Below are 26,159 nucleotides of genomic sequence, written 5' to 3'. Positions count from 1 at the left end.
GCCGCTCCCCAAGGAGCCCGCATGTCCAACCTGATCGCCGACTGGCGCGACCGCCCGACCCATCGCCGGGTCTGGGCCCTCGCCGCCCCCATGATCCTTTCCAACATTTCCGTGCCGCTGGTGGCGCTGGTCGACAGCACTGTGATCGGTCACCTGCCTCACGCCCATCAGTTGGGCGCGGTGGCGGTCGGGGCCAGCCTGTACACCGTGCTGGCCTGGGCCATGGGCTTCCTGCGCATGGGCACCACCGGGTTCGCCGCGCAGGCGGCCGGGCGCAGCGATGGTGCGGCGCTGCGGCAGATCCTGCTGCAAGGTTTGTTGCTGGCGATGGGGCTGGCATTGCTGCTGGGTGCCGTGGGGGTGCCGCTCAGTGGCGTCGCCCTGCACTTCATGCAACCGTCACCGGAGCTCAATCAGCTGACCCGCGATTTCTTCCACACCCGTCTGTTCGGGCTGCCGGCGGCGCTGGCCAGTTATGCGCTGGTCGGCTGGTTCCTCGGCACCCAGAACGCCCGGGCGCCACTGGCGATTCTGCTGACCACCAACCTGATCAACATCGTGCTGAACCTGTGGTTCGTGATTGGTCTGGACTGGGGCGTGGTCGGTTCGGCCCGGGCCTCGGTGGTCGCCGAATGGTGCGGCGCCCTGCTCGGCCTGGCGCTCACCCGCAAGGCCTTGCGCGCTTACCCCGGGCATATCGTCTGGGCGGCATTGAGGGTGTGGCAGAGCTGGCGGCCGCTGCTGGGGGTCAACCGCGACATTTTCATCCGCAGCCTGGCGCTGCAATCGGTGTTTTTCCTGATCACCGTACAAGGCGCACGGCTGGGTGACGCTACGGTCGCGGCCAACGCGCTGCTGCTCAACGGCCTGTTGCTGACCGCCCATGCGCTGGACGGTCTGGCCCACGCGGTCGAGGCCTTGTGCGGGCATGCCATTGGCGCCCGCGATCGTCTTGCGCTGCGTCGTTCGCTGGTGGTGGCCGGCGGCTGGTCGTTGCTGGCGAGCCTGGGTTTTGCTGCGTTGTTTCTGTTCGCCGGGCACTTGTTCATCGAAATGCAGACCGACATCCAGAGCGTGCGCGAAACCGCGTTCATCTATCTGCCCTATCTCGCCGTGCTGCCGTTGATTGCGGTGTGGAGCTACTTGCTCGACGGCCTGTTCATCGGCGCCACTCGCGCCCGGGAAATGCGCAATGGCATGCTGTTGACGGTCGCCCTGCTGCTGCCGTTCGCCTGGGCATTGAGCGGGCTGGGCAATCACGGCCTGTGGATATCTTTCCTGCTGTTCATGGTGCTGCGCAGCCTGACCCTCGGCACATTGGCGTGGCGGTTGCGGCGCAACGACGGCTGGTTTGCCGGCGCCGCTCACTGAGGCGGCGTGTGCCGGATGAAGGCGACAACCTGATCCAGTACCGGTGCCAACCAACGTAATGGCCGAGACATTGTCGCCACCAGCGTCGCGTGGTTGGGCCGGGCATAGTACAAATCCTGTACCGGCACCCCGGCCTCGCGCAGGGTTCGCGCCAGCCCGCCGGTATTTCGGGTCGGATCGACCAGGCTGTCGCGGCTCGCGGCAATCAACAGCGCCGGTGGCGCGCCATGGCTGACATGCCGGATCGGCTGCGATTGCGGCGGCGAGTCCGGCCAGAAAAACACCGGCCGCACCTCAGGGTTCTTGATCGGCAGAAAATCGTAAGGCCCGGCCAGGCCGATCCAGCCACTCAGATCGGCGGGGGACATTCCGACCGCGCCCAGCAGGCGCGAATCCAGCGCCAGCATCGATGCGTTGTAGGCCCCGGAGCTGTGTCCCATCAGGTACAGCCGCCGGGGATTGCCGGAAAATTCGTGGATGTGGGCCTTGGTCCACGCAACGGCGCGGGCTCCGTCCTCGAGAAACAACGGGTAACGCACCTGCGGGTACAACCGATAGTCCGCCACCACCGTCACGATGCCCCGGGAGGCCAGCGCCTCGCCGACAAACCGGTAATCGCCACGGTCTCCACTGTTCCAGCTGCCGCCATAGAAAAACACCGCCACCGGGGCGTCTTCGAGCAGATGGCGCGGCACGTAGACATCGAGCTTCTGACGCGGATCCTCGCCGTAGACGATGTCCGCGGTTTTGACGTAGCTACCGTCCGGTGTCAGGCCGTTGAGCATTTTCAGCGGCGAGCAGCCACTGAGTACCAACAGCAAAAAACCGGCAGGGATCGCGCAAAACCAATGCCGTAAAGAGTGGGCCATGCGCGCGAAACCTCGTCTCAGGGTGGGTTGTTCTGCCAGCGGCGACGCAGATGATCGAGCCGCTCTTGCTGGGTCAACCCTTGTGGCGGTTGCAGCAGTTCTGCGCGCGGATGCAGCAAGCGTAGCCACAACCAGTCGTCCAGCACGGCCCGCTCGCTGAACCCCAATGTCAGGCCTTGTTCAACGTGGGAGGACAGCGTGCGGTAAGAGGTTCCCGTCGATTGGCTCCAGCGCCAGATGTGCTGCTCCAGCAGGCAGCGATGCAGGCGCTCGCGTTGATGACGGGTCAGCCCCTGTTCAATCGCCAGTGGCTCTACGTCCAGGCCCGGGTTGCGCAGCTGTTGCCAGCCCAGACTGCCGCTCGCCCGGTCAGCCCAGGTACCGCCGAACCAGCGCAGCCAGTTGATCGGCCCGAGCCAGCAGCTCAATTGACGAGCATCGCAGGCGTCGAAAAAGTAGCTGGCTGTCTGCCGGTCGTAGTAATTGAGCAGCGCACGATGATTCAAGCCCACAGAGACCGTCAGCATCCGCTGTAAATGCGCACGCAGCGATTCGATCGTGGCATCGCTGCCCAGCAACAGCCCGCACCAGGTGTGCGGATCGGTGTGACACAACGCCGACAGCACCGGGCAATCGCGCAGATCGACCAACAACGGTCCTTGCTCGCATACGGGCTGAAATTCCGTACCGTCAAACAGCTCAAGGCTCGGTACGCCGGAGAATGCCTGGCGCAACAGGCTCAACGCCTGCGGTGCATGCATGACATCCAGCAACAGCCATTGCGCACGCTGCCCCGGTGCCTTGCCGCTCATCGTCCATCGCCAGGGCTGAGTCCGGCGACCAGCCGACAGCTGCAGACCGACTCCCGACAGTGCCGGTAGCTACCACCCCCTGGCATCAGACATAACAGCAGCAAAGGCTCGCGCGCACTCAGCCATGGCGCCAGGCCTTCACTTGCCAGGGTGTCGGGCAGCGGCAGCGGCTCGTCATCCCCATGGTCCTCGGCGGTTGCCGCCGGCTGTAGAACACCACTGATCACCGGCTGCTCGGGGTCGCCTTCGATAAAGCTCACGACCACCTCGACGCCTTCATGCAATGACCCCAATGCCGCATCCGCCAATGCGGGCGCCAAAGGCAGCCAACAGTGGCTGGGCGTCGCACCTTCGCCCTGATAGAGCCAGTCGAACTGCACCGCGACCGGGCGCGAGCGATCAGGCTGAGGTTCATCGACGGCCACCACCCAGGCCCGCTGCAGACTGCCCATGCTCAACACCGGGCGCTCGACGACCGGCCCGCACGCCTGCAGGCCGTCGACGGCACGGAGCCGACAGCTGTAGGGCGGTTCAAGCATCTGACCGGCCCGGTGCTCGATTCGCGTCAGCAGCCAGTGCGTGTCGCACCCGGCAAACGGCCGCGGGGACAGATTCAGCCAGCGACCGCTACGCAAGGTTGGTTCGTCCGAATGCCCCTGCGCCGTTCGGGAACTCACGGAGGCTTCAGAGGCCCCGCTGGCTTGCTCTTGAATCAGCCAGCGGCGCACCGCCGGAGCCGACGCCTGAGCATCGAATGGAACCTTCCCCGCTCGCGGCAGCCGCGCCGGGTTGTCGCCAAACACCAGACAATGGCTCTCGCGCCCATGCTCGAAGTGATAGTGAATTCGCGACTGCGCGCACAGACGCTGCACCAGTTGCAGGTCCGATTCACCGTATTGAGTACAGAACCTGCGGGGCGGATGATCGGCCTGCAATTCGAACCGGCGCTGATGGCCGGTAATGCCGTGCTCCCTGAGCACGTGATCGAGAATCTGTGGCACCGATCGGCCACTGAACATGCGCTGGTTATGGCGCAGCCCCAGACAACCCAGCTTCGGACCCAGCCGCGCCCGGCACAACCGGACGCCGTCGCCATGTTCGTGCTGGACGAGCCCCTGCAACTGTCCGTGCACTCCATTGCCAGGAGGCCCGAAGCACAGGCGTGCCGAGCGATACAACAGACCGGCAAGATCGAGATGAGGATCGTCGATCAACAGATCGACTTCGAACGAAAAAGGCTCGCTGATCGCCTCGCAACCGGTAAAGGCCAGGACTTCGAGGGGGGCGGACAGACCCGCGACATCGAGACGAAACGACGGCTCGTGGGCTGGATCGAACATGGGCGATTCTCTACAGGAGGGGCGGCCGGGGATTCTCGCCGAGAGCCATGGCCGAGTAGAGAGCCGAAGTACAAATTAGGAAATGGCCTACGCGAAAAGCAGACGACATCACTTTTCTTGTGAGGATGAAGGTCATTTCGCTAGAAGAAAAAGAGAAGTCGCATCAGGTCATCTGAAACTTCCGCTGCGTGCGGAACAATTTCAGACAACCTGATGGATTCGGAACCTGCCGTCAGGAAGACAGGTAGGAGGAACGGGTCAGGCCCAGGCGCAATGCATCGAGGAACTGGGTGCGCTCGCTGGCGCTGATACGGGCACTGGCGCACTTGTCGCGGTAGTGGGTCATCAGCTCTTCCGGCGACAGGTGCACGTAGCGCAGCATGTCTTCGATGGTGTCGTGGGTCTCGATCCCGGCGTGGTACACGCTGCCGTCTGCGTTCTGGTAGATGTTCACCGAGTCGGTGTCACCGAACAGGTTGTGCATGTCGCCGAGAATTTCCTGATAGGCGCCGACCAGGAACACGCCGAGCAAGTAGTCTTCACCTTCGTTCAGCCCATGCACCGGCAGGCTGGTCTCGATGCTCTGCTCGTCGACGTACTGATTGATCTTGCCGTCGGAGTCGCAGGTCAGATCCTGCAGCACCGCACGACGCAGCGGCTCTTCGTCGAGACGGTGCAGCGGGATGATCGGCAGCACCTGGTCGATCGCCCAGGTGTCCGGCAGGCTCTGGAATACCGAGAAGTTACAGATGTACTTGTCGGCCAGCTTGTCGTTGAGTTCGTCCAGCACCTGACGGTGCGAACGCTGACGGGCCTTCAGCGAGTTGTGCAGGCGACGGCACACGGCGAAGTAGCACTGCTCGGCCAGGGCTTTTTCAGCCAGGGTCAGCTTGCCGTCGGCGTACTGGGCCGCCACGTCGCTCATGTAGTGGGTGGCGCGCCAGTAGGTTTCGGTGACCATTTCGATGTCGGTCGGGCCGAGCAGGTCAACCAGCCACTGTACGGTTTCCGGCAGCGCTTCCTTGTTCTCGATCTGCGGCACGTCGTCGTTGTGTTTCTCGACGTCGGTCACCTGCACCACCAGCATCGCGTGGTGCGCGGTCAGCGAACGGCCGCTCTCGGAGAAAATGTGCGGATGCGGCAGGCTCTGCGCATCGCAGAATTCCTTGAGCATGCCGACCACGACACCGGCGTAGTCATCCATGTCGTAGTTGATCGAACTGGCGTTGCGCGAGTGAGTACCGTCGTAGTCCACGCCCAGACCGCCGCCGACGTCGATGTGATCGACTGGCAGACCGAGGTTGCGCAGCTCGCCGTAATAACGGATCGCTTCCTTGAAACCATGCTGGTAGTCGGCCAGGTTGGCGATCTGCGAACCCATGTGGAAGTGCAGCAGACGGATGCCCTGATCCAGACCCGCCGCGCGGAAACGCTCGACCACCGACAGCAGTTGCGCGGCCGACAGACCGAACTTGGATTTCTCGCCGCCGGTGTCCGCCCACTTCGACGAGGCCAGCGACGACAGGCGCACCCGCAGGCCGACCTGTGGTTTTACCCGCAGCGAAGCGGCTTCTTCGATCACCAGACCGACTTCGGACTCTTTCTCGATCACGATGAACACGTTGTGACCGAGCTTCTGACCCATCAGCGCCAGACGGATGAACTCGCGGTCCTTGTAACCGTTGCAGACGATGGTGCCGCCCTTCGGCGCCAGCGCCAGTACCGCCAGCAGCTCAGGCTTGGAGCCGGCTTCCAGACCGATGGAGACGTTCTGGGTGGCGATGATGTTTTCGATCACCGCTTCTTGCTGGTTGACCTTGATCGGGTACAGCGCGGTGTATTTGCTCTGGTATTCCAGACGCTCGATGTTCGAGTCGAAAGCACCGGTCAGCTGACGCACGCGGTCTTGCAGGATGTCGGGGAAACGCACCAGCAGCGGCAACGACAGGCCGCTCTTGCGCAACTGGTCGACCTGTTCGAACAGGTCGATCGGTGAACTGCTCGGGCCGTTCGGACGAACTTCGACGCGACCGGCGTCATTGATCGCGAAATACCCGGCCCCCCAATGGCGAATCCCGTAAACACTGCGGCTGTCCGCAACTGTCCATTGGCTGCCATCGTCTTTGCGTGTGCGTCGTACGGACATCGAAGTCCCCTATAAAGAAGTCATAGTGCGTCGCCTGATTGCAGGCCGGCGCAGTCTAAAGAATGAAAATGACGGTTCGTCAGCGGGGCGGTAGACCGCGCTGACAGCGTTGAGTTTAGAAACCGGTCATGAACAGGCTCTGTGAAAACCATGGAGGCGACGCCGGAACTGACGAGCATCAGTGCCGGATCAAGCCGCTGGTGGTTTTCACAGAGGCTGCTAGCCGCCGGACTTCTTCGCCTTGAAACCGTGCCTGGTCAACTCGGCCAAGAGTAGCTCGACATGATCGCCCTGGATCTCGATGACCCCGTCTTTCAACGCACCGCCGGTGCCGCAACGTTTCTTCAACGTTGTCGCCAGCTCTTTGAGTGCGTCTTCGGCCAAGGGCACGCCGGTGATGGTGGTCACCGTCTTGCCGCCACGGCCCTTGCTCTCGCGGCGCACGCGGGCAATGCCGTCGCCGGCCGGGATCACGGTTTGTCTGCAGATACAGGCGTCCACCGGCTTACTGCATTCCGGGCAATGACGACCTGCGTCGGTGGAAAATACCAGGCCGCCCAGGGCGGCGAAGGATGCGGCTTTTTTGGCCACCGGCAATCCTCTCGGGAGGACAAAGACTGATCGCAGCCTTGGGCAAGGCTATCGACCGCGAAGCCCCACTCAGGCAGGGGCAGCGCTACTGCACCGGTTGCTTCTGAAAGCGGGCCGGCACAGCTTGAAAAGGTCGCGCAGTGTAACGGCAAAAACGCCGATTGCTAAGTGCCAATCGGCGCCAATTTATGAGTTCTTTGCGACGTCGCTTCGTTGAGCCTTCAGATAGCGCTTCAGGGCTGCCAGAGAGTCCGGGCAATAAGGCTTTTGCTCGATTTCCAGCATCACCTGATCGACCGGAATGAAGCGTGCTTCGAGCACCTCTTCCGGCTGCAGGATCAGCGGCCCGTCCCACACCGCCGAGAACGCCGAACACCACAGGCGATTGCCGGGGTCCTCGAAGTAGAAATGGTCATGGGCCGTCAGCTCGACACCGCTCACCCCCAACTCTTCTTCCAGCTCACGGGCCGCCGACTCGGCGTAGGTCTCGTTCGCCTGCACCATACCGCCGGCTGCCACGTCCCAGTAGCCGGGATAAATGGCTTTGCTCAGGGTCCGCCGATGGACACAGAGTTCACCGGCGGAGTTGAACAGCATGATGTAGGTGCCACGCCCGATCAGCCCGCGCTCGCGCAAGTCGGAACGGACAAGGGATCCGAGCAGGTTGTCCTGCTCGTCGACCCAGGCGATCTGTTCGGCGTCCGAGGCGGCGCGGTGGGCCGCCTCTCTGGCGTTGTCGCTCATGACTCAGCCCTGGTTGAGCAGTTGACGAAGATCGATCACGGCGGCGTTGGCCCGGGAAATATAGTTGGCCATCACCAGCGAGTGGTTGGCCAGAATGCCGAAACCGCTGCCATTGAGAATCATCGGGCTCCAGACGGTTTCCTGGGAAGCCTCCAGCTCACGGATGATCTGGCGCACGCTGACCGTGGCGTTCTTCTTCGCCAGCACGTCGGCGAAGTCGACTTCGATGGCGCGCAGCAGGTGCGACAACGCCCAGGCCTGGCCGCGGGCTTCATAGAACACGTTGTCGATCTGCATCCACGGGGTCTCGACGACTTCCTCGTCGACCTGCGGCACTTCACCCACCGCCGGGACTTCGGTTTTCAGCGCTGTGTTCAGTTTGACCCGGCCGACACTGGCCGACAGCCGTTGCGACAGCGAACCGAGACGCGTACCCACGTCGCCCAGCCAGTTGTTCAGGTTGTCGGCGCGGGCGTAGAACAGCGCATTCTTTTGCGTCGGGTCAGACAGGCGTGCCTGATAACGGCTCAGGGAGTTGATGCCTTCCTGGTATTCCGACTCGCTGGACGGCAGGATCCAGCTCTTGTTGTCGAAGTTGAAGCGCGGCTCGGCCTTGGCCAGATCAGCGTCTTCAGCCGATTGCGACTGCGAGCGGGCGAAGTCCTTGCGCAAGGCACGGGTCAGGTCACGCACCTGGACCAGCACGCCATATTCCCAGCTCGGCATGTTGTCCATCCACAGGCCCGGCGGGAAACGGTCGTTGGAAATGTAGCCGCCCGGCTTGTTAAGCAAGGTGCCGGCGACAGTCTTGAGGGTTTCGACGGTGGTGTAGCCGACCACCATCTGCTTGCCTTCCTTCTCGGCGGCCAGCTGGGCGTTCTGCGCCACGGGGAACAGGGCCGGCTCTTCGCTCCAGTACCAGCCAAGGGCGATGGTCACCAACAGGTAAATACCGACCAGCGTGGCCAGCGCGCGGCTGAACAGCAGGCCGCCCACATAGCTGCGGGCGGCGGATTTCGGCTCGGCGGCACGTTCGGGCGCACTGCCCGCGCGATTCTTCCAGTCCAGCATGGCGATATCCTTTCAATCTTGGGTTCAACGGTTCGACAGCAACCATACAACAACGTGCCTCTGCCCCGCACCCGTGAATAATGACAGGCGGTGACGCTTCAGAACCGATTCCGGCAGCTAAGGGATTCCCTGATACGCCTCGCCCCGAAAAATCCTTGTCGACGGGAACGGAAAAAATCGTGAATCCCCGGATATCAGCTTCTCGCCAGCAGCAAAACCTGATCGGCGGATTGCCACGCGACGCCCTGTTCACGGGGGCGTTCCCGACGAGCGGGTTCGAATTGAAACCCAATGGTCACAAACTGAATGGTGACGCACCGCAGATTATTGACGTACGACACTCATGTAACCGGAAAGAGGTGCTAGCATAGAGCCACCAGTCGATCTCAGCATGCACCCTAACTAGTAGTCAGGATATGACCGAGCCAGAAGACCCCAGCCGTGAGCGCCTCAAGCACCACTTTGCCCAGCGGGTAATTCATCAGGCACGTCAGATTCTTGAGATATGGCAGCGCCTGCAACGCAGTGAGTGGTCCACTGCCGACCTCGCCGAACTGAGCGAGGCCAATTTGCGCCTGCTGCGTTTTGCCGAGCGCTTCGAACAGCCCGAACACACCCAGCTGGCTCACCACATCAGCCAGTCGCTGGAAGCGGTGGACGCCAATCGCGGGCGCCTGAGCAGCGGCCTGATCACCGACCTCAATCGTTTGATGCAGCGTTTGTCGCGCACCGGCCTGCGTCATGGCGATCAGCTCGACCAGACCTTTCTGCCGCCCCTGCGCAAACCGATCTACGTGATGTTGCAGGATCACGACCGCGCCGAACGGCTGGCCAAGCAACTTGAGTTTTTTGGTCTGAGCGCCCAGGCGCTGGACAGCGTGTCGGCGTTTCGCTCGTCGATGGTCGAGCGTTTGCCGGCCGCCATCGTCATGGACGTGGACTTCAGCGGCGCCGGCGTCGGCCTGAAACTCGCGGCGGAAGCCCAGCAAGGTCTGGAAGAACCGTTGCCACTGCTGTTCTTCAGCCTGCACGAAACCGACACCCCGACCCGCCTCGCCGCCGTGCGCGCCGGCGGCCAGGAGTTCCTCACCGGCACCCTCGAAGCCTCGAGCCTGCTGGAGAAAATCGAAGTCCTGACCTGCGTCGCCCAGTACGAACCTTATAAAGTACTGATCATCGACGACTCCCGCGCCCAGGCGATGCACACCGAGCGTCTGCTCAACAGCGCCGGGATCGTCACCCGCACGCTGATCGAACCGATTCAGGCGATGGCCGAGCTGGCGGATTTCCAGCCGGACCTGATCATCCTCGACATGTACATGCCAGCCTGCACCGGCACCGAGCTGGCCAAGGTCATCCGTCACAACGACCGCTATGTCAGCGTGCCGATCATTTATCTGTCGGCCGAAGACGACCTGGACAAGCAGCTCGACGCCATGAGCGAGGGCGGTGATGACTTCCTGACCAAGCCGATCAAACCGCGCCACCTGATCACCACTGTACGCAACCGCGCGGCACGCGCGCGCAATCTCAAGGCGCGGATGGTGCGCGACAGCCTCACCGGCCTGTACAACCACACACACATTCTTCAGTTGCTGGAAGACTGCTCGTTCCGCGCCCGCCGCGAAAACAAGCCGCTGAGTTTTGCGATGCTCGACATCGACCACTTCAAACGGGTCAATGACAGCCATGGCCATCCCATGGGCGATCGGGTGATCAAGAGCCTGGCGTTGTTCCTCAAGCAACGTCTGCGCAAGACCGATTTCATCGGCCGTTACGGCGGTGAAGAGTTCGCCATCGTCATGCCTGACACCGATATAGAAGCTGCACACAAAGTGCTCGACGAAATCCGCCAGCGCTTCGCCGAAATCCATTACCCGGCCCAGCCGCAGGATCTGTGGTGCACGTTCAGCGCCGGGGTCGTGGAGATGCACGACGACTCCGACAGCCTGATGATGGCCAGCCAGGCCGACGAGGCGCTGTATCGCGCCAAGGGTGAAGGCCGCAATCGGGTGCAGACCGCGCGGGACTCAAAGCAAAGTGCCACTTTTTCACCGGAATCCACCGATTCGGTCATAACCTTGTAACAGAACCGCAATAAATTCAGGCGCTTACCATTACTGCCGTTGGTAGCCGTCATGCGCCTGAAGTTGCTCACCAATCTCAACACGCTGTTGCTGGTCGCCGTCTGCGTGGCCCTCGGCGCCACGCTCTGGTGGTCGCAAAAAGCCCTCGAACGCCCATATCTGTTGATGGAGCGCTACCTCGGGCTGTCCCAGCAATTTCAGAATGAAGTCGCGCGCAACGTCGAGGACTACCTCGGCAGCGGCGATGCCCTGCGCCTGAGCAGTGCCAGCCAAGCCATCGACAGCCTGCAGAAAGAACTCGGCGAGCTGCCACCGGCGCTGGCCGAGACGCTGCGTCCGAGCCTGTCGGGCCTCGAAGAATTCAGCAAGACTGACCTCCTCGCTGCCGGCAAACTGGCCGGCGATCCGCAAGCCTTGCTGTTGCAGGCCGAACGGGAACTGAGTGCCAGCCTCGATCAGCTCAGCACTTATGCCGGCGGCAACGTGGCGTACCTGACACCGTTGCTCGCCGCCTCTCAGCACTTGGGCAAGCTGTCGCTGGCCAGGGACAAACTGGTCAGCAGCGGGCGCAGCGAGCTGGCCGCCGATGTCGAACGCGAAGTCACCAACATCCGCACCCAGGCCCAGGCAATCGACGCCCTGCCCCTGCTCGGCGTGGTCGCCAGCAGTGAATCCGGCAGCGACGATTTCGCCTCGATGATGGGCATTGAAAGCACTGAAAAGGCAGTCGCCGAAGACGCCGGCGTAGGCCTCAAACGCGACCTCAACAGTTTGCTCAATCGCTACCCGGCGGAACTGGCGCGAACTCGCGACCAGATCCAGAAACGCACCGACCTCAGCACCGCGACCCACCAGAAAATCGCTGCCGTGCAACAAGCCATCGCCGGACTCGAACCCGTGGTGCGCGCCCAGCATGGCCAGATCCAGAGCGAAGTGCGCCTGATGCAAGGCGTGATGATCGGCCTGATCCTGTTGATCGCCCTGCTGATCGACACCCTGCAGCGACGCCTGGCTCGCACCCTGACCAATCTCGCCCCTGCCCTTTCGACCTGGGCCGAAGGCGACTTCAGCCGCGATATCCATCTGGGCAAGACCAACCGCGAATTGCACGACATCGAAGCCTCGCTCAATCGTCTGCGTGCCTATCTGGTGGATCTGGTCGGGACCATTCGCGGCAATGCCGAACAAGTGGCGGGCAGCAGCCGCACCCTGGCGGAACTGAGCAACGACCTGCACAGCGGCGCCGAACATCAGGCTGGCGATACAGCGCTGATCCGCGACTCCCTGAGCGAACTGGAAGCGACCATCCAGCAGGTGGCCGGCGACGCGCGTCAGGCTGCGGACGCCAGCCATCACGCGGGACAGGCTGTCGAACATGGGCAAAAAGTCATCGGCCTTAGCCTCACCGGCCTGCATGCACTGGTAGAAGAGGTGCAAGGCAACGCGCAGATGATCGAGCATCTGGCCGAAGAGTCGGCCACCATCGGCGGCGTACTGACGGTGATCCGCTCGATTGCCGACCAGACCAACCTGCTGGCGCTGAACGCGGCAATCGAAGCGGCCCGCGCCGGGGAAATGGGTCGTGGTTTTGCCGTGGTAGCCGAAGAAGTCCGCTCACTGGCGCAACGCACCGCCGGCGCCACCGCGGAAATCCAGACCTTGATCGCCGGCCTGCAAACCGCCGCCCGACAATCGGTCGAAGGCATGCGCGCTCAGGTTGAACACGCCGAAGCCACGGCCAACCAGGCGCAATCGGCGGACGGCGCGCTGGACAAGATCGTCGGCGCAATCCAGACCATTTCCGACACGGCAGTGCGCATTGCCGATGTCACCGCGCAGCAAAGCGGCGCGGTCAGCGAAATCCGCGATCACAGCGAACGGATTCACCAATTGGGTGGGGATAACCTGCTGCGCATCGGTGAAGGACGCGAACAGGGGGAGAATCTGCTGGTATTGGGTGGACAACTGCATACAGCGGTGCAGGCATTCCGCGTCTGATCGCGATTGTGCCGGGTTTGGCGGTGTGAATGACCGGATCTGATCACTCAGTCACATATTTCGCGCAAACATCGGAGATCGTGCTGGCTATTGCAGAGAACTGGACAGTCACAAAGTCTTTGCGGCATAGTCGCCGGGTTCTGACGAGGCTCACCCATAACAAGGAACACGCAGATGGCAACGCTACTGGTGCTGCACGGCCCCAACCTGAACCTGCTCGGCACCCGGGAACCCGGGACTTACGGGTCGACCACCCTGGCGCAGATCAATCAGGATCTGGAACGCCGCGCCCGCGAAGCCGGCCATCATCTGCTGCACCTGCAAAGCAATGCCGAGTACGAATTGATCGACCGTATCCATGCCGCGCGCAGCGAAGGCGTGGACTTCATTCTTATCAATCCGGCAGCTTTTACGCACACAAGTGTCGCATTACGTGACGCGCTGCTGGGAGTGAGCATCCCATTCATCGAAGTGCATTTGTCCAACGTGCACAAACGCGAACCTTTCCGCCATCACTCTTACTTCTCCGACGTAGCGGTGGGAGTGATCTGCGGCCTTGGCGCCAGCGGTTACCGACTGGCCCTGGAGGCTGCACTAGAGCAGCTTGAACAACAAGCTATACGCCCCTGACCGACCCTTGGGAGTTGATGATTCATGGATATCCGTAAAGTTAAGAAACTGATCGAATTGCTGGAAGAGTCCGGCATCGACGAGCTCGAGATCAAGGAAGGCGAAGAGTCCGTACGCATCAGCCGTCACAGCAAGACCCCGGCGCAGCAGTACTATGCTCCGGCTCCGATGCAGGCTCCGGCCGCTGCACCTGCCGCCGCTGCCGCTCCGGTTGCTGCTGCAGCCGCTGCCCCAGCTGCCGCTGCTGCTCCAGCACTGAACGGCACCGTTGCCCGTTCGCCGATGGTCGGCACCTTCTATCGCAAATCTTCGCCAACCTCGCCGTCCTTCGTTGAAGTCGGCCAGACCGTGAAGAAAGGCGACACCCTGTGCATCGTCGAAGCCATGAAGATGATGAACCACATCGAAGCTGAAACCAGCGGTGTGATCGAGTCCATCCTCGTCGAAGACGGCCAGCCGGTTGAGTACGACCAACCGCTGTTCACCATCGTTTGAACTGCGGAGAGCCTTTGATGACTGCGAAGTTGGAAAAAGTTCTGATCGCTAACCGCGGTGAGATCGCCCTGCGGATTCTGCGTGCCTGCAAAGAGATGGGCATCAAGACCGTCGCCGTTTACTCCAAGGCCGACAAAGAGCTGATGCACCTGGGTCTGGCAGACGAATCCGTCTGCATCGGCCCGGCTTCTGCCGCGCACTCCTACCTGCACATCCCGGCAATCATCGCGGCCGCTGAAGTGACTGGCGCTACCGCCATTCACCCAGGCTACGGTTTCCTCGCGGAAAACGCCGACTTTGCCGAGCAGGTCGAGAACTCCGGCTTCGCTTTCATCGGCCCGAAAGCCGAGACCATTCGCCTGATGGGCGACAAGGTATCGGCCAAGCACGCGATGATCGAAGCGGGCGTGCCAACCGTTCCAGGCTCCGACGGCCCACTGCCGGAAGACGAAGAAACGGCGCTGCGCATCGGTCGTGAAGTCGGCTACCCGGTGATCATCAAGGCCGCCGGCGGCGGCGGTGGTCGCGGCATGCGCGTGGTGCACAAGGAAGAAGACCTGATCGCCTCGGCCAAACTGACCCGCTCCGAAGCTGGCGCGGCGTTCGGCAACCCGATGGTCTATCTGGAAAAATTCCTGACCAACCCGCGTCACGTCGAAGTGCAGGTGCTGTCCGACGGCCAGGGCAACGCCATCCATCTGGGCGACCGTGACTGCTCGCTCCAGCGCCGTCACCAGAAGGTTCTCGAAGAAGCGCCGGCACCGGGCATCGACGAGAACGCGCGCAAGGAAGTCCTCGCTCGCTGCGTCAAGGCGTGCATCGACATCGGCTACCGTGGCGCCGGCACCTTCGAGTTCCTGTACGAGAACGGTCGTTTCTACTTCATCGAAATGAACACTCGTGTTCAGGTGGAGCACCCGGTTTCGGAAATGGTCACCGGTATCGACATCGTCAAGGAGATGCTCAGCATCGCCGCTGGCAACAAGCTGTCGTTCACTCAGGATGACGTGGTTATCCGCGGTCACTCGCTGGAATGCCGGATCAACGCTGAAGATCCAAAGACCTTCATGCCGAGCCCGGGTACGGTCAAGCATTTCCACGCGCCAGGCGGCAACGGCGTTCGCGTCGATTCGCATCTGTACAGCGGTTATGCGGTTCCGCCGAACTACGACTCGCTGATCGGCAAGCTGATCACTTACGGCGCCACCCGCGACGAAGCCATGGCCCGCATGCGCAATGCCCTGGACGAAATCGTGGTTGACGGGATCAAGACCAACATCCCGCTGCACCGTGATCTGACCCGCGACGAAGGCTTCTGCAAAGGGGGCGTGAACATTCACTACCTCGAGCACAAGCTGGCTGGCGACAAGCACTAAGCTCAAGCCCGCACATGACAAGGCCGCCTTCGGGCGGCCTTGTTGTTTCTGCAGGTTTCATCTGCTCACACATTCCCCGCTCCCACAAAACCGTCGCGCTCGCGTAAACTTGCGCGCTTCTCGCAGGCCGCTAGGCTGCAATCAATCTTTTTCACAGGTGCCCGCCATGCCTTGGCTGCAAGTCCGTCTCGCCATCAGCCCAGAACAAGCCGAAACCTACGAAGACGCTTTCCTTGAAGTGGGCGCCGTTTCGGTGACCTTCATGGACGCCGAAGATCAGCCGATCTTCGAACCGGAACTCAATACCACCCCGCTGTGGGCGCACACCCACCTGCTGGCCCTGTTCGAGGGCGGTACCGAAGCCGCCCCGGTACTCGCCCATCTGGAACTGCTGACCGGCAGCCCGCTGCCCGAGCATCACAGCGAAGTGATCGAAGACCAGGACTGGGAACGCAGCTGGATGGATGGTTTCCAGCCGATGCAATTCGGCCAGCGCCTGTGGATCGTGCCGAGCTGGCACGCCGCGCCGCAACCTGACGCGGTCAACCTGCTGCTGGATCCGGGCCTGGCCTTCGGCACCGGCACCCACCCGACCACCGCCCTGTGCCTGGAATGGCTGGACGGTCAGGACCTGAAAGACTGCAACGTGCTGGACTTCGGCTGCGGCTCGGGGATTCTGGCCATCGCCGCCCTGCTGCTCGGCGCGAAAGAAGCGGTCGGCACCGACATCGACGTGCAGGCGCTTGAAGCATCCCGCGACAATGCCGGTCGCAACGGCATTGCCGACGAACTGTTCCCGCTGTACCTGCCGGAAGATCTGCCACAGGTCAAAGCCGACGTGCTGGTGGCCAACATTCTGGCCGGCCCGCTGGTTTCCCTGGCGCCGCAACTGTCTGGTCTGGTCAAGTCCGGCGGCCGTCTGGCGCTGTCCGGGATCCTTGCCGAACAGGGCGAAGAAGTCGCCGCCGCCTACGCGCAGGACTTCGATCTTGACCCGATCGCCAATCGCGACGGCTGGGTGCGCATCACTGGCCGTCGGCGCTAGAATGACCGCCTGCTCAATCCGGATCGCCGCATGACCGACAGCTTCGTCACCCAGTGCCCGCATTGCCAAACCAGTTTCCGCGTCAGTCACACTCAATTGAGCGTGGCCCGCGGGGTGGTTCGTTGCGGCTCCTGCCTGCAAGTGTTCAACGCCGCCAAACAGCTGCTAGAGCAACGCGCAGGCAAGGAAGCAGTCACGCCGGTAGCGCCAGCCATTGTCGAACCGGCACCGGTTATCGAAGCGCCGGTCGTCGCCAGACAACCGGAGCCAATCGAACCGCCCGAACCTCGCGCCATCAGCCAGAAGCAGTGGAGCGCCGCCGAGCTGGATCTCGACAGCCTGGATCTGGATCAGGAACTGGCCCGCCTCGAGCAGCGGGAAATCCAGCCGACCACCGAATTCGGCCGTGCACGCGAGGAATCCCTCAGTGCTCGCCGCGACAGCCATGAACCGGAAGACGAGCCGTGGTCAGGCAGCCTGTTCAGCGAACCGGCGGATGAGCGGACCATCGAACCTGAACACGCAGCCGAAGCAGTCGATTTCGAACCGGTGAAACCGGAACGCACCGAGCCTTCGCTGTCGCTGGAACCGGTAGACCTCGACGACGAGCCTCCCATTCCGCAACTGCGCCTGCACGATCCGATCGATCCGTCTGCTCGCCATGAGCGCCTGTCGGCCAGTGAGGACGTCGACGACGATCTGCCTGCAATCGAACCTCCACGAAAAAAGCGCGAACGTGACGAACCCGGCGTGCGCTCCGAGGTTCTGCAGGACCTGACCGACGATCCGTTGCAGCTGGACTGGCAAAAACGCCGCTCGCCCTGGGGCCGACGCCTGCTGTGGCTGGTGTTGGTGCTGCTCGCCGCCGCCGGTCTCGCCGGCCAGTACATCGCCTATCACTTCGACGAACTGGCCCGCCAGGACCAGTACCGCCCGTGGTTCCAGCAACTGTGCCCGCAGATCGGCTGCACGGTGCCGTCCAAGGTCGATATCGCCAAGATCAAGAGCAGCAACCTGGTGGTGCGCAGCCACCCGGAATTCAGCGGTGCGCTGGTGGTGGACGCGATCATTTACAACCGCGCCCCGTTCTCGCAACCGTTTCCGCTGCTGGAGTTGCGCTTTGCCGACCTCAACGGCCACCTGATCGCCAGTCGCCGATTCAAACCCGGCGAATACCTCAACGGCGATCTCGAGGGCATGGCGGAAATGCCGCCGCAGACGCCCATCCACATCGCGCTGGACATCCTCGATCCGGGACCGAAAGCGGTGAACTACAGTCTGAGTTTCCACTCTCCCGAGTGAAACACTTCAGCGCTCCAGGATTGACGGCAGTTTTCTGACTTTGCCCTGCACGACCAAACCGCAGGCAATAACGAAATGACTGTTCAGATTTTGTTCAATTCAGCCTTTATCCAGTCATCGAGAGCGGGTATCATGCCAACCCTTTTTCGAACTCTCATGATCCGGCCCCACTTCAGGGAAGTCCTATGTCGGCGGTACGCATCGGCCCATATACATTGCAGAACGGCTTGATCCTCGCCCCTATGGCGGGTGTCACCGACCAGCCCTTTCGTCAGTTGTGCAAGCGATTGGGCGCAGGGCTTGTAGTCTCGGAAATGGTCACCAGCGACATGAGCCTGTGGAATACCCGCAAGTCGCGCATGCGCATGATCCACGAAGGCGATCCCGAGCCGCGCTCGGTACAGATTGCCGGTGGCGACGCGCAGATGCTGGCGGATGCGGCCCGGGCCAACGTCGAGCTGGGCGCACAGATTATTGATATCAACATGGGTTGCCCGGCGAAGAAGGTCTGCAACAAGGCTGCCGGCTCCGCGTTGCTGAAGGATGAAGCACTGGTTACCGAGATCCTGCATGCCGTGGTGGCTGCGGTTGATGTGCCGGTAACCCTGAAGATCCGCACCGGATGGGATCGCGACAACAAGAACGGCCTGACGGTGGCGAAGATCGCCGAGCAGGCCGGGATCACGGCACTGGCGGTGCATGGCCGCACCCGCGCCGACCTGTACACCGGCGAGGCCGAGTACGACACCATTGCCGCGATCAAGCAGGCGGTGTCGATTCCGGTCTTTGCCAACGGCGACATCGTATCGCCGGAAAAGGCCCGCTACGTGCTCGACGCGACCGGTGCCGATGGCCTGTTGATCGGCCGGGCTGCCCAGGGGCGGCCGTGGATTTTTCGTGAGATCGAACACTTCCTGCGTACCGGCGAAAAACTGCCGGCGCCGGAGCTGTCCGAGGTGGAACGCATTCTGCTTGAGCATCTGGCTGCCCTCCACGCCTTTTATGGGGACGTGATGGGCGTACGCATTGCCCGAAAGCATGTGGGCTGGTATCTCGCAACCTTGCCGGGCGCCAAGGAGTTCCGCGCCCGTTTCAATCGTTTGGATGGTACGGAAACACAATGCGCCAACGTTCGGGAGTTCTTCGCCGAACGTTACAAGAGCCTGACAGGGGACGGAGAAGGGGTGGCCGCATGACGATGATGACCGAGACTTTAGTGAGTGGAACAACACCCGTGAGCGACAACGTGAATTTGAAACAGCACCTCAATACCCCGAGCGAAGAAGGCCAGACCCTTCGCGGGAGTGTCGAGAAGGCGCTGCACAATTATTTCGCCCACCTTGAGGGCGCAGCCGTCACGGACGTGTACAACCTGGTGCTCTCCGAAGTCGAGGCTCCCCTGCTCGAAAGCGTGATGAACTACGTCAAGGGCAACCAGACCAAGGCCAGCGAGCTGCTCGGACTCAACCGCGGCACGCTGCGCAAGAAACTCAAGCAGTACGATCTGCTGTAAGCATTCAATCCAACCAGAAAGGCGCCCGCGTAAAACCGGTCGCCTTTTTTGCTGACTTCCCTTGCTTTTGATGGAAATTGAGATGACCGACCAGACTACCCGCCTGCCGATCCGCCGCGCCTTGATCAGTGTTTCCGACAAGACCGGGATCCTCGAATTCGCCAGGGAGCTGGAAGCCCTGGGCGTGGAAATCCTTTCCACCGGCGGGACCTTCAAACTGCTGCAGGACAACGGCGTGGCCGCAGTGGAAGTCGCGGATTACACCGGTTTCGCAGAAATGATGGATGGTCGGGTGAAAACCCTGCACCCTAAAATCCACGGCGGGATCCTCGGTCGTCGCGGTATCGATGACGCCATCATGAACGAGCACGGCATCAAGCCGATCGATCTGGTAGCCGTCAACCTGTACCCGTTCGAAGCCACCATCAGCAAGCCAGGCTGCGACCTGCCGACCGCCATCGAGAACATCGATATCGGCGGCCCGACCATGGTCCGTTCGGCGGCGAAAAACCACAAAGACGTGGCCATCGTGGTGAATGCCAGCGATTACGCCAACGTCCTGGAAAACCTCAAGGCCGGCGGCCTCACCTACGCTCAGCGTTTCGACCTGATGCTCAAGGCGTTCGAGCACACCGCTGCTTACGACGGCATGATCGCCAACTACATGGGCACCGTGAACCAGGCTGCCGAAACCCTGAGCACCGAAGGCCGCAGCGAATTCCCGCGCACCTTCAACAGCCAGTTCATCAAGGCTCAGGAAATGCGCTACGGCGAGAACCCGCACCAGAGCGCGGCGTTCTACGTTGAGGCCAAGCCTGCCGAAGTCGGCATCGCTACCGCGACCCAGCTGCAAGGCAAAGAGCTTTCGTACAACAACGTGGCCGACACCGACGCCGCGCTGGAATGCGTGAAGAGCTTCGTCAAACCAGCCTGCGTGATCGTCAAGCACGCCAACCCGTGCGGCGTGGCCGTGAGCCCGGACGCCGAAGGCGGCATCCGTCAGGCCTACGAACTGGCCTACGCCACCGACACCGAGTCGGCATTCGGCGGCATCATCGCCTTCAACCGTGAACTGGATGCCGAGACCGCCAAGGCGATCGTCGAACGTCAATTCGTGGAAGTGATCATCGCGCCGAGCGTCAGCGCAGAAGCCCGTGAAATCGTCGCTGCCAAGGCCAATGTGCGCCTGCTGGCCTGCGGCGAGTGGTCGGCGGATCGCGTTCCGGCCTGGGACTACAAGCGCGTCAACGGCGGCCTGCTGGTCCAGAGCCGCGATATCGGCATGATCGGCGCCGACGACCTGAAAGTGGTGACCAAGCGCGCCCCGACCGAACAGGAAATCCACGACCTGATCTTCGCCTGGAAAGTGGCCAAGTTCGTCAAATCCAACGCCATCGTCTACGCCAAGAACCGTCAGACCATCGGTGTCGGCGCCGGCCAGATGAGCCGTGTGAACTCGGCGCGTATCGCTGCGATCAAGGCTGAACATGCCGGTCTGCAAGTGGCCGGTTCGGTCATGGCGTCGGATGCGTTCTTCCCGTTCCGCGACGGTCTGGACAATGCGGCCAAGGTCGGCATCACTGCGGTGATCCAGCCGGGTGGTTCGATGCGTGATGCCGAGGTGATTGCTGCTGCTGATGAAGCGGGCATCGCAATGGTGTTCACGGGCATGCGCCACTTCCGTCACTAAGTGCACGATCCACTGTGGGAGCGGGCTTGCCCGCGAAGACGGCGGCACATTCACTTCAGATGTGACTGACACAACTGCTTTCTTGAGCAGGCTCGCTCCCACAGAAAAGCGCCCCAGCGGCGCTCAACAGAATTAGCGTCATCCGAGGTTTTTGAAATGAATGTTTTGATCATTGGCAGCGGTGGCCGCGAACACGCCCTGGCCTGGAAAGTGGCTCAGGATCCGCGCGTGCAGAAGGTTTTCGTCGCCCCGGGCAACGCCGGTACCGCGATTGAAGCCAAGTGCGAAAACGTCGCCATCGACGTGCTGGCCCTTGAACAACTGGCTGACTTCGCCGAGAAGAACGTCTCCCTGACCATCGTCGGCCCGGAAGTACCGCTGGTTGCCGGCGTCGTCGATCTGTTCCGCTCCCGTGGCCTGGACTGCTTCGGTCCGACCGCCGGTGCCGCGCAGCTGGAAGGCTCGAAAGCCTTCACCAAGGACTTCCTGGCGCGCCACAAGATCCCGACCGCCGACTACCAGAACTTCACCGAGATCGAACCTGCCCTGGCTTATCTGCGTGAAAAAGGCGCGCCGATCGTGATCAAGGCCGACGGCCTGGCCGCCGGCAAAGGCGTGATCGTCGCCATGACCCTGGCCGAAGCCGAAGACGCCGTGCGCGACATGCTCGCCGGCAATGCTTTCGGCGACGCCGGTTCCCGCGTCGTGATCGAAGAATTCCTCGACGGCGAAGAAGCCAGCTTCATCGTCATGGTCGACGGCAAGAACGTCCTGCCGATGGCCACCAGCCAGGACCACAAACGCGTCGGCGACGGCGACAGCGGCCCGAACACCGGCGGCATGGGTGCCTACTCCCCGGCTCCGGTGGTCACCGCCGACGTGCACCAGCGCGTGATGGATCTGGTGATCTGGCCGACCGTGCGTGGCATGGCCGAGGAAGGCAACGTCTACACCGGTTTCCTGTACGCCGGTCTGATGATCGACAAGGCCGGCAATCCGAAGGTCATCGAGTTCAACTGCCGTTTCGGTGATCCGGAAACCCAACCGGTGATGCTGCGCCTGCAGTCGAGCCTGGTGTTGCTGGTCGAAGCGGCACTGGCCCAGGCCCTGGATAAAGTCGAAGCGCAGTGGGATCCACGCCCAAGCGTCGGCATCGTGCTGGCGGCCGGCGGTTACCCGGGCGACTACGCCAAGGGCGCGCCGATCAACGGCCTGGACGCAGCCGCCGCACTGGAAGGCAAGGTCTTCCACGCGGGCACCGCGCTCAAGGACGGCAACGTCGTGACAGCCGGTGGTCGGGTGCTCTGCGCTACCGCCATGGGCGCCAGCGTGAGTGCTGCCCAGGAGCAGGCCTACAAACTGGCCAAGGCCATCGACTGGGAAGGCTGCTTCTACCGCACCGACATCGGCTACCGTGCCATTGCCCGTGAACGCGGCGAATCTCAGTAATAAGCTACGCTGTGTTTCCGGCAAGGGCCCTTGGTCCTTGCCGGACTGTTCCGACGCTGCGCATCGTTATATTCTGGCATCAACCTACGAAGGGATTTCGCCGTGCGCTGGCTCAGGATTGCCATAGGTTTCACCGTCACACTGTTGACCTTGCTCTGCATGCTCCCGGCCCAGGCCGCGCAAGGCAGTGGCTGGTCGGTATTGCTCGACGATCAGGGCAACCTCCAGCTGAGCGACATCCGCTCCGCCCGCTACACCAATCAATTCAGCCCCATCGAGCTTGACCGCCTCACCGCGGCCGAACCCGATGGCGCGTTATGGCTGCGCTTCAGACTGGCGCCCGGCAAGCACGAACAAGTGCTGCGCATCTTCGCCCCCGACCTGTCACACCTCAACCTGTACGTGCTCGACGGCGACCGGCTGATCGAACAGCGGGAAACCGGCACTACCCAGGCTCAGGTCGAACGTCCGCTTCCCAGCAGCGACTTCCTGTTGCCGTTGCCGCAAAGTGACAAGTCCCTCGACGTCTACCTGCGACTGGTCTCCGACCACCAGTTGCGTCCATACATCACCCTGCAATCGGCGGTGATGGGTGCGGCCAACCATAACCAGACGCTGATCTACGGTTTGCTGTTCGGCTGCCTCGCCATGCTGATCCTGCACAACCTGATCCGCTACGCCTACACCCGTTCGCGCAGCAGCCTGTGGCTGGCGGTGTGTGAAGGCCTGCTGAGCCTGAGCCTGTTGCTGTTGCTCAACCTCGCCGGCCCCTGGCTGCCAAACTGGCATGCGATCCAGACCCCTGGCGCCTACCTGGCCCTGCTGCTGACCGCGCCCGCCGGCCTGATGTTCGCCTACCGCTTCTTTGCCCCACTCGGCCCGCACCCGCTGAACAAGCTGCTGCTGGGCGACATCCTGTTCATTGTGATCTGCAGCCTGCTGTTGCTTTTCGTCAACACCCTGCCGCTGAACATCATCACCTATGCGCTGGTGGCCCTGGCCGGGCTGAGCATGTTGCTGGTGGCGTTCTATCACTGGCAGAAAGGCTACCGCCCTGCCCGCTTGTTCGTCGCCGCGATGGTGGTGTTCAACATCGGCACGCTGATCATCCTCCCGGCCTTGCTGGGGCTGACCCTGGTGGCGCCGCAAGGCCTGATCATGACCCTGATGGGTTTCATCTGCATCAGTGGCCTGCTGATGAGCATCGCCCTCGGCGAGCGCCAGCGCAGCATCACCGAAAGCCGTTTCAGCATCAGCCGCGACCTCGCCGCGAGCAACGCCGAGATCAATGCCAAGGCCGAGTTCCTGGCCAAGATCAGCCACGAGATCCGCACCCCGATGAACGGCGTGCTGGGCATGACCGAACTGCTGCTTGGTACGCCACTGTCGGTCAAGCAGCGCGACTACGTGCAGACAATTCACAGCGCCGGCAACGAACTGCTGACCCTGATCAACGAGATCCTCGACATCTCCCGGCTCGAGTCCGGGCAGATCGAACTGGACGACGTGCAGTTCGACCTCAACGCGTTGATCGACGACTGCCTGAGCATCTACCGCGCCAAGGCCGAACAGCAGAACGTCGAGCTGATCAGCTTCATCCAGCCACAAGTGCCACGGGTCATCAGCGGTGATCCGACGCGTCTGCGCCAGACGCTGCTGAGCCTGCTGGAGAACGCCCTGAAGAAAACCGAAGAAGGCGAAGTGCTGGTGGTGGTCGCCCTCGATGAGCGCAGCAGCAAACCGCGCCTGCGCATTGCCGTGCAGGACAGCGGCCAGCCGATGGATCAGGAAGAACGCGACGCGCTGATGCACGCTGAGCTGCACAGCAAGCACTTCCTGTCGGCCAACCGGTTGGGCGGCAACCTCGGGCTGGTAATCGCACGGCAACTGATTCGCCTGATGCAGGGCGAGTTCGGCATCAAGAGCGGCGCTACCCAGGGCAGCACGCTATGGCTGACCCTTCCGCTGGACCCCGACCGCCTGGAGCACCCGACCTCCGACCTCGACAGTCCGCTGCAAGGCGCGCGGGTACTGGTGGTCGACGACAACGACACCTGCCGCAAAGTGCTGGTGCAACAGTGCAGCGCCTGGGGCCTGAACGTCAGCGCGGTACCGTCGGGCAAAGAAGCGCTGGCCCTGCTGCGCACCAAGGCGCATCTGCGCGACTATTTCGATGTGGTCCTGCTGGATCAGAACATGCCCGGCATGACCGGCATGCAACTGGCCGCCAAGATCAAGGAAGACCCAAGCCTGAACCACGACATCCTGCTGATCATGCTCACCGGCATCAGCAATGCGCCGAGCAAGATCATCGCGCGCAATTCGGGGATCAAACGTATTTTGGCCAAACCGGTGGCCGGCTACACCCTCAAGACCACGCTGGCTGACGAGCTGAACCAGCGCAACCGCGGTCAGGCGGTATTCCAGCCACAACCGACCGGCCCGGCCACAGCCGTCAAGGTCCCGAGCGATTTCCGCATTCTGGTCGCCGAAGACAACACGATTTCCACCAAAGTGATTCGCGGCATGCTCGGCAAGCTCAACCTGCAACCGGACACCGCCAGCAATGGCGAAGAAGCCTTGCAGGCCATGAAGGCCCAGCGCTACGACCTGGTGCTGATGGATTGCGAAATGCCGATCCTCGATGGCTTCTCCGCCACCCAGCAACTGCGGGCCTGGGAAGTCGGCAATCAGCGCATCCGTACGCCGATCGTCGCGCTGACCGCGCACATCCTCGCCGAACACAAGGAGCGGGCGCGCCAGGCCGGCATGGACGGGCACATGGCCAAACCGGTGGAACTGTCGCAACTGCGCGAGCTGATCGAGCACTGGGTGGCCCAGCGTGATCAGCAAAATCGCACGACAGCACGAACACCCTGATCTCGGCGAGCGCTCACCTTCTCGACGGATCTTGCCGTGATGACGCCAGATCCGCCTGATAGACTCCGTTCAACTTCCGCCCGCGCGAGTTTTAACCATGCTCCATGTGTTGTTCAGCGTTTACCTGAAGATGCTGGTGCTCTACAGCCCGTTCTTCGTGTTGTCCTGCTTCATCAGCCTGACCCGGGGTTATTCGCGCAAGGAACAACGGCGCCTGGCCTGGAAAGTGGCGATCGCCACCCTGGTATCGAGCGTGTTGCTGTACCTGTTCGGGCGGGTGATCTTCGACGTGTTCGGCATCACCGTGGATGCCTTCCGCATCGGGGCCGGCAGCGTGCTGTTCATCTCGGCGCTGGGCATGGCGCAGGGCAAGTCGGCGGTGCAGGCCGACAATGTGCAGCAGGACGTGACCATCGTCCCGTTGACCATCCCGCTGACGGTCGGCCCTGGCACCATCGGTGCGCTGCTCGTGATGGGCGTCAGTCAGCCGCACTGGGATGACAAGCTCATCGCGATTATGAGCATCGCCCTCGCCAGCTTCACGGTGGGAGTGGTGTTGTACCTGTCGAACCGCATCGAGCGTATTCTCGGCGATCAGGGTTTGCAGATTGTCAGTCGACTGATGGGGCTGTTTGTTTGTGCTTTGGCCGCGCAGATCATCTTCACCGGCGTCAAAGGCTATCTGGTGCCGTGATGCCAAAGTACAAAATGCCGCCGATACACTGATCGGCGGCATTTTTGGTCACAATC

21 protein-coding genes are annotated in these 26,159 nt (G+C 62.2%); 14 read left to right on the top strand and 7 right to left on the bottom strand.

The annotated features are described in order from the left end of the window. Positions 1–21: 21 nt before the first annotated feature. Positions 22–1,371: an MATE family efflux transporter gene (locus DLD99_RS03500; RefSeq protein WP_114881284.1), complete on the top strand. Its 1,350-nt coding sequence runs from the start codon at positions 22–24 to the stop codon at positions 1,369–1,371. Here the strand turns inward: DLD99_RS03500 and DLD99_RS03495 are convergent. The 7 genes from DLD99_RS03495 to DLD99_RS03465 form a co-directional block, all read right to left on the bottom strand. Further along, a complete protein-coding gene (locus DLD99_RS03495; protein WP_114881283.1) occupies positions 1,365–2,240 on the bottom strand; it encodes an alpha/beta hydrolase in 876 nt (291 codons plus the stop codon). The genes DLD99_RS03500 and DLD99_RS03495 overlap by 7 nt on opposite strands. Before the next feature lie 17 nt (positions 2,241–2,257). Beyond that, a complete protein-coding gene (locus DLD99_RS03490) occupies positions 2,258–3,052 on the bottom strand; it encodes a DUF4123 domain-containing protein (protein ID WP_114881282.1) in 795 nt (264 codons plus the stop codon). Continuing rightward, a complete protein-coding gene (locus tag DLD99_RS03485) occupies positions 3,049–4,392 on the bottom strand; it encodes a type VI secretion system Vgr family protein (protein ID WP_114881281.1) in 1,344 nt (447 codons plus the stop codon). Before DLD99_RS03485 ends, DLD99_RS03490 begins: the two co-directional genes overlap by 4 nt. Positions 4,393–4,624: 232 nt before the next feature. Beyond that, on the bottom strand, positions 4,625–6,538 hold the full coding sequence (speA, locus tag DLD99_RS03480) for an arginine decarboxylase (RefSeq protein WP_114881280.1): 1,914 nt from the start codon (positions 6,536–6,538) through the stop codon (positions 4,625–4,627). A 219-nt stretch (positions 6,539–6,757) separates the two neighbouring features. Next, entirely contained in the window at positions 6,758–7,129 is a 372-nt protein-coding gene (locus DLD99_RS03475) for a translation initiation factor Sui1 (RefSeq protein WP_114881279.1), read from the bottom strand. Positions 7,130–7,315: 186 nt separating this feature from the next. After that, positions 7,316–7,873, bottom strand: a complete 558-nt coding sequence (locus tag DLD99_RS03470; RefSeq protein WP_114881278.1) for an NUDIX hydrolase — start codon at positions 7,871–7,873, stop codon at positions 7,316–7,318. Between the two features lie 3 nt (positions 7,874–7,876). After that, positions 7,877–8,944 carry a DUF2333 family protein gene (locus DLD99_RS03465; protein ID WP_085711234.1) on the bottom strand — a complete coding sequence of 356 codons (1,068 nt, stop codon included), beginning with the start codon at positions 8,942–8,944 and terminating at the stop codon, positions 7,877–7,879. 416 nt (positions 8,945–9,360) lie between these two features. Between DLD99_RS03465 and gcbA the strand changes: the two genes are divergently transcribed. From gcbA to DLD99_RS03400, 13 genes are all read left to right on the top strand, one after another. Beyond that, positions 9,361–11,031, top strand: coding sequence for a diguanylate cyclase GcbA (gene gcbA / locus DLD99_RS03460; RefSeq protein ID WP_085711233.1), 1,671 nt, complete (start codon positions 9,361–9,363; stop codon positions 11,029–11,031). Positions 11,032–11,082: 51 nt separating this feature from the next. Beyond that, the gene (locus DLD99_RS03455; RefSeq protein WP_114881277.1) at positions 11,083–13,029 is read left to right on the top strand and encodes a methyl-accepting chemotaxis protein; all 1,947 of its coding nucleotides are present in this window, start codon (positions 11,083–11,085) and stop codon (positions 13,027–13,029) included. Positions 13,030–13,203: 174 nt separating this feature from the next. After that, the gene (gene aroQ, locus DLD99_RS03450; protein WP_065260261.1) at positions 13,204–13,659 is read left to right on the top strand and encodes a type II 3-dehydroquinate dehydratase; all 456 of its coding nucleotides are present in this window, start codon (positions 13,204–13,206) and stop codon (positions 13,657–13,659) included. Between the two features lie 24 nt (positions 13,660–13,683). Further along, on the top strand, positions 13,684–14,154 hold the full coding sequence (gene accB / locus DLD99_RS03445) for an acetyl-CoA carboxylase biotin carboxyl carrier protein (RefSeq protein WP_064379210.1): 471 nt from the start codon (positions 13,684–13,686) through the stop codon (positions 14,152–14,154). Positions 14,155–14,171: 17 nt separating this feature from the next. Next, positions 14,172–15,530: an acetyl-CoA carboxylase biotin carboxylase subunit gene (accC, locus tag DLD99_RS03440; RefSeq protein WP_085711231.1), complete on the top strand. Its 1,359-nt coding sequence runs from the start codon at positions 14,172–14,174 to the stop codon at positions 15,528–15,530. Between the two features lie 166 nt (positions 15,531–15,696). Next, complete coding sequence (gene prmA / locus DLD99_RS03435) at positions 15,697–16,575, top strand: 50S ribosomal protein L11 methyltransferase (protein WP_085732735.1); 879 nt, start codon at positions 15,697–15,699, stop codon at positions 16,573–16,575. A gap of 30 nt (positions 16,576–16,605) precedes the next feature. Continuing rightward, positions 16,606–17,877, top strand: a complete 1,272-nt coding sequence (locus tag DLD99_RS03430; protein WP_114881276.1) for a DUF3426 domain-containing protein — start codon at positions 16,606–16,608, stop codon at positions 17,875–17,877. 185 nt (positions 17,878–18,062) lie between these two features. Continuing rightward, the gene (gene dusB, locus DLD99_RS03425) at positions 18,063–19,073 is read left to right on the top strand and encodes a tRNA dihydrouridine synthase DusB (RefSeq protein WP_085711228.1); all 1,011 of its coding nucleotides are present in this window, start codon (positions 18,063–18,065) and stop codon (positions 19,071–19,073) included. Next, positions 19,070–19,390 carry a DNA-binding transcriptional regulator Fis gene (gene fis / locus DLD99_RS03420; protein WP_003186237.1) on the top strand — a complete coding sequence of 107 codons (321 nt, stop codon included), beginning with the start codon at positions 19,070–19,072 and terminating at the stop codon, positions 19,388–19,390. The genes dusB and fis overlap by 4 nt, the downstream gene beginning before the upstream one ends. 82 nt (positions 19,391–19,472) lie before the next feature. Next, positions 19,473–21,080: a bifunctional phosphoribosylaminoimidazolecarboxamide formyltransferase/IMP cyclohydrolase gene (purH, locus tag DLD99_RS03415; protein WP_114881275.1), complete on the top strand. Its 1,608-nt coding sequence runs from the start codon at positions 19,473–19,475 to the stop codon at positions 21,078–21,080. Positions 21,081–21,236: 156 nt separating this feature from the next. Next, entirely contained in the window at positions 21,237–22,529 is a 1,293-nt protein-coding gene (purD, locus tag DLD99_RS03410; protein WP_114881274.1) for a phosphoribosylamine--glycine ligase, read from the top strand. 102 nt (positions 22,530–22,631) lie between these two features. Next, complete coding sequence (locus tag DLD99_RS03405) at positions 22,632–25,409, top strand: hybrid sensor histidine kinase/response regulator (protein ID WP_114881273.1); 2,778 nt, start codon at positions 22,632–22,634, stop codon at positions 25,407–25,409. Positions 25,410–25,506: 97 nt separating this feature from the next. Further along, positions 25,507–26,103 carry a MarC family protein gene (locus tag DLD99_RS03400; protein WP_085732729.1) on the top strand — a complete coding sequence of 199 codons (597 nt, stop codon included), beginning with the start codon at positions 25,507–25,509 and terminating at the stop codon, positions 26,101–26,103. Positions 26,104–26,159: the final 56 nt, after the last annotated feature.

This window comes from Pseudomonas kribbensis, assembly GCF_003352185.1.
Classification (GTDB): domain Bacteria; phylum Pseudomonadota; class Gammaproteobacteria; order Pseudomonadales; family Pseudomonadaceae; genus Aquipseudomonas; species Aquipseudomonas kribbensis.
The sequence above is the reverse complement of the archived record's forward strand: the minus strand, read 5'-3'. Positions and strand labels throughout refer to the sequence as shown.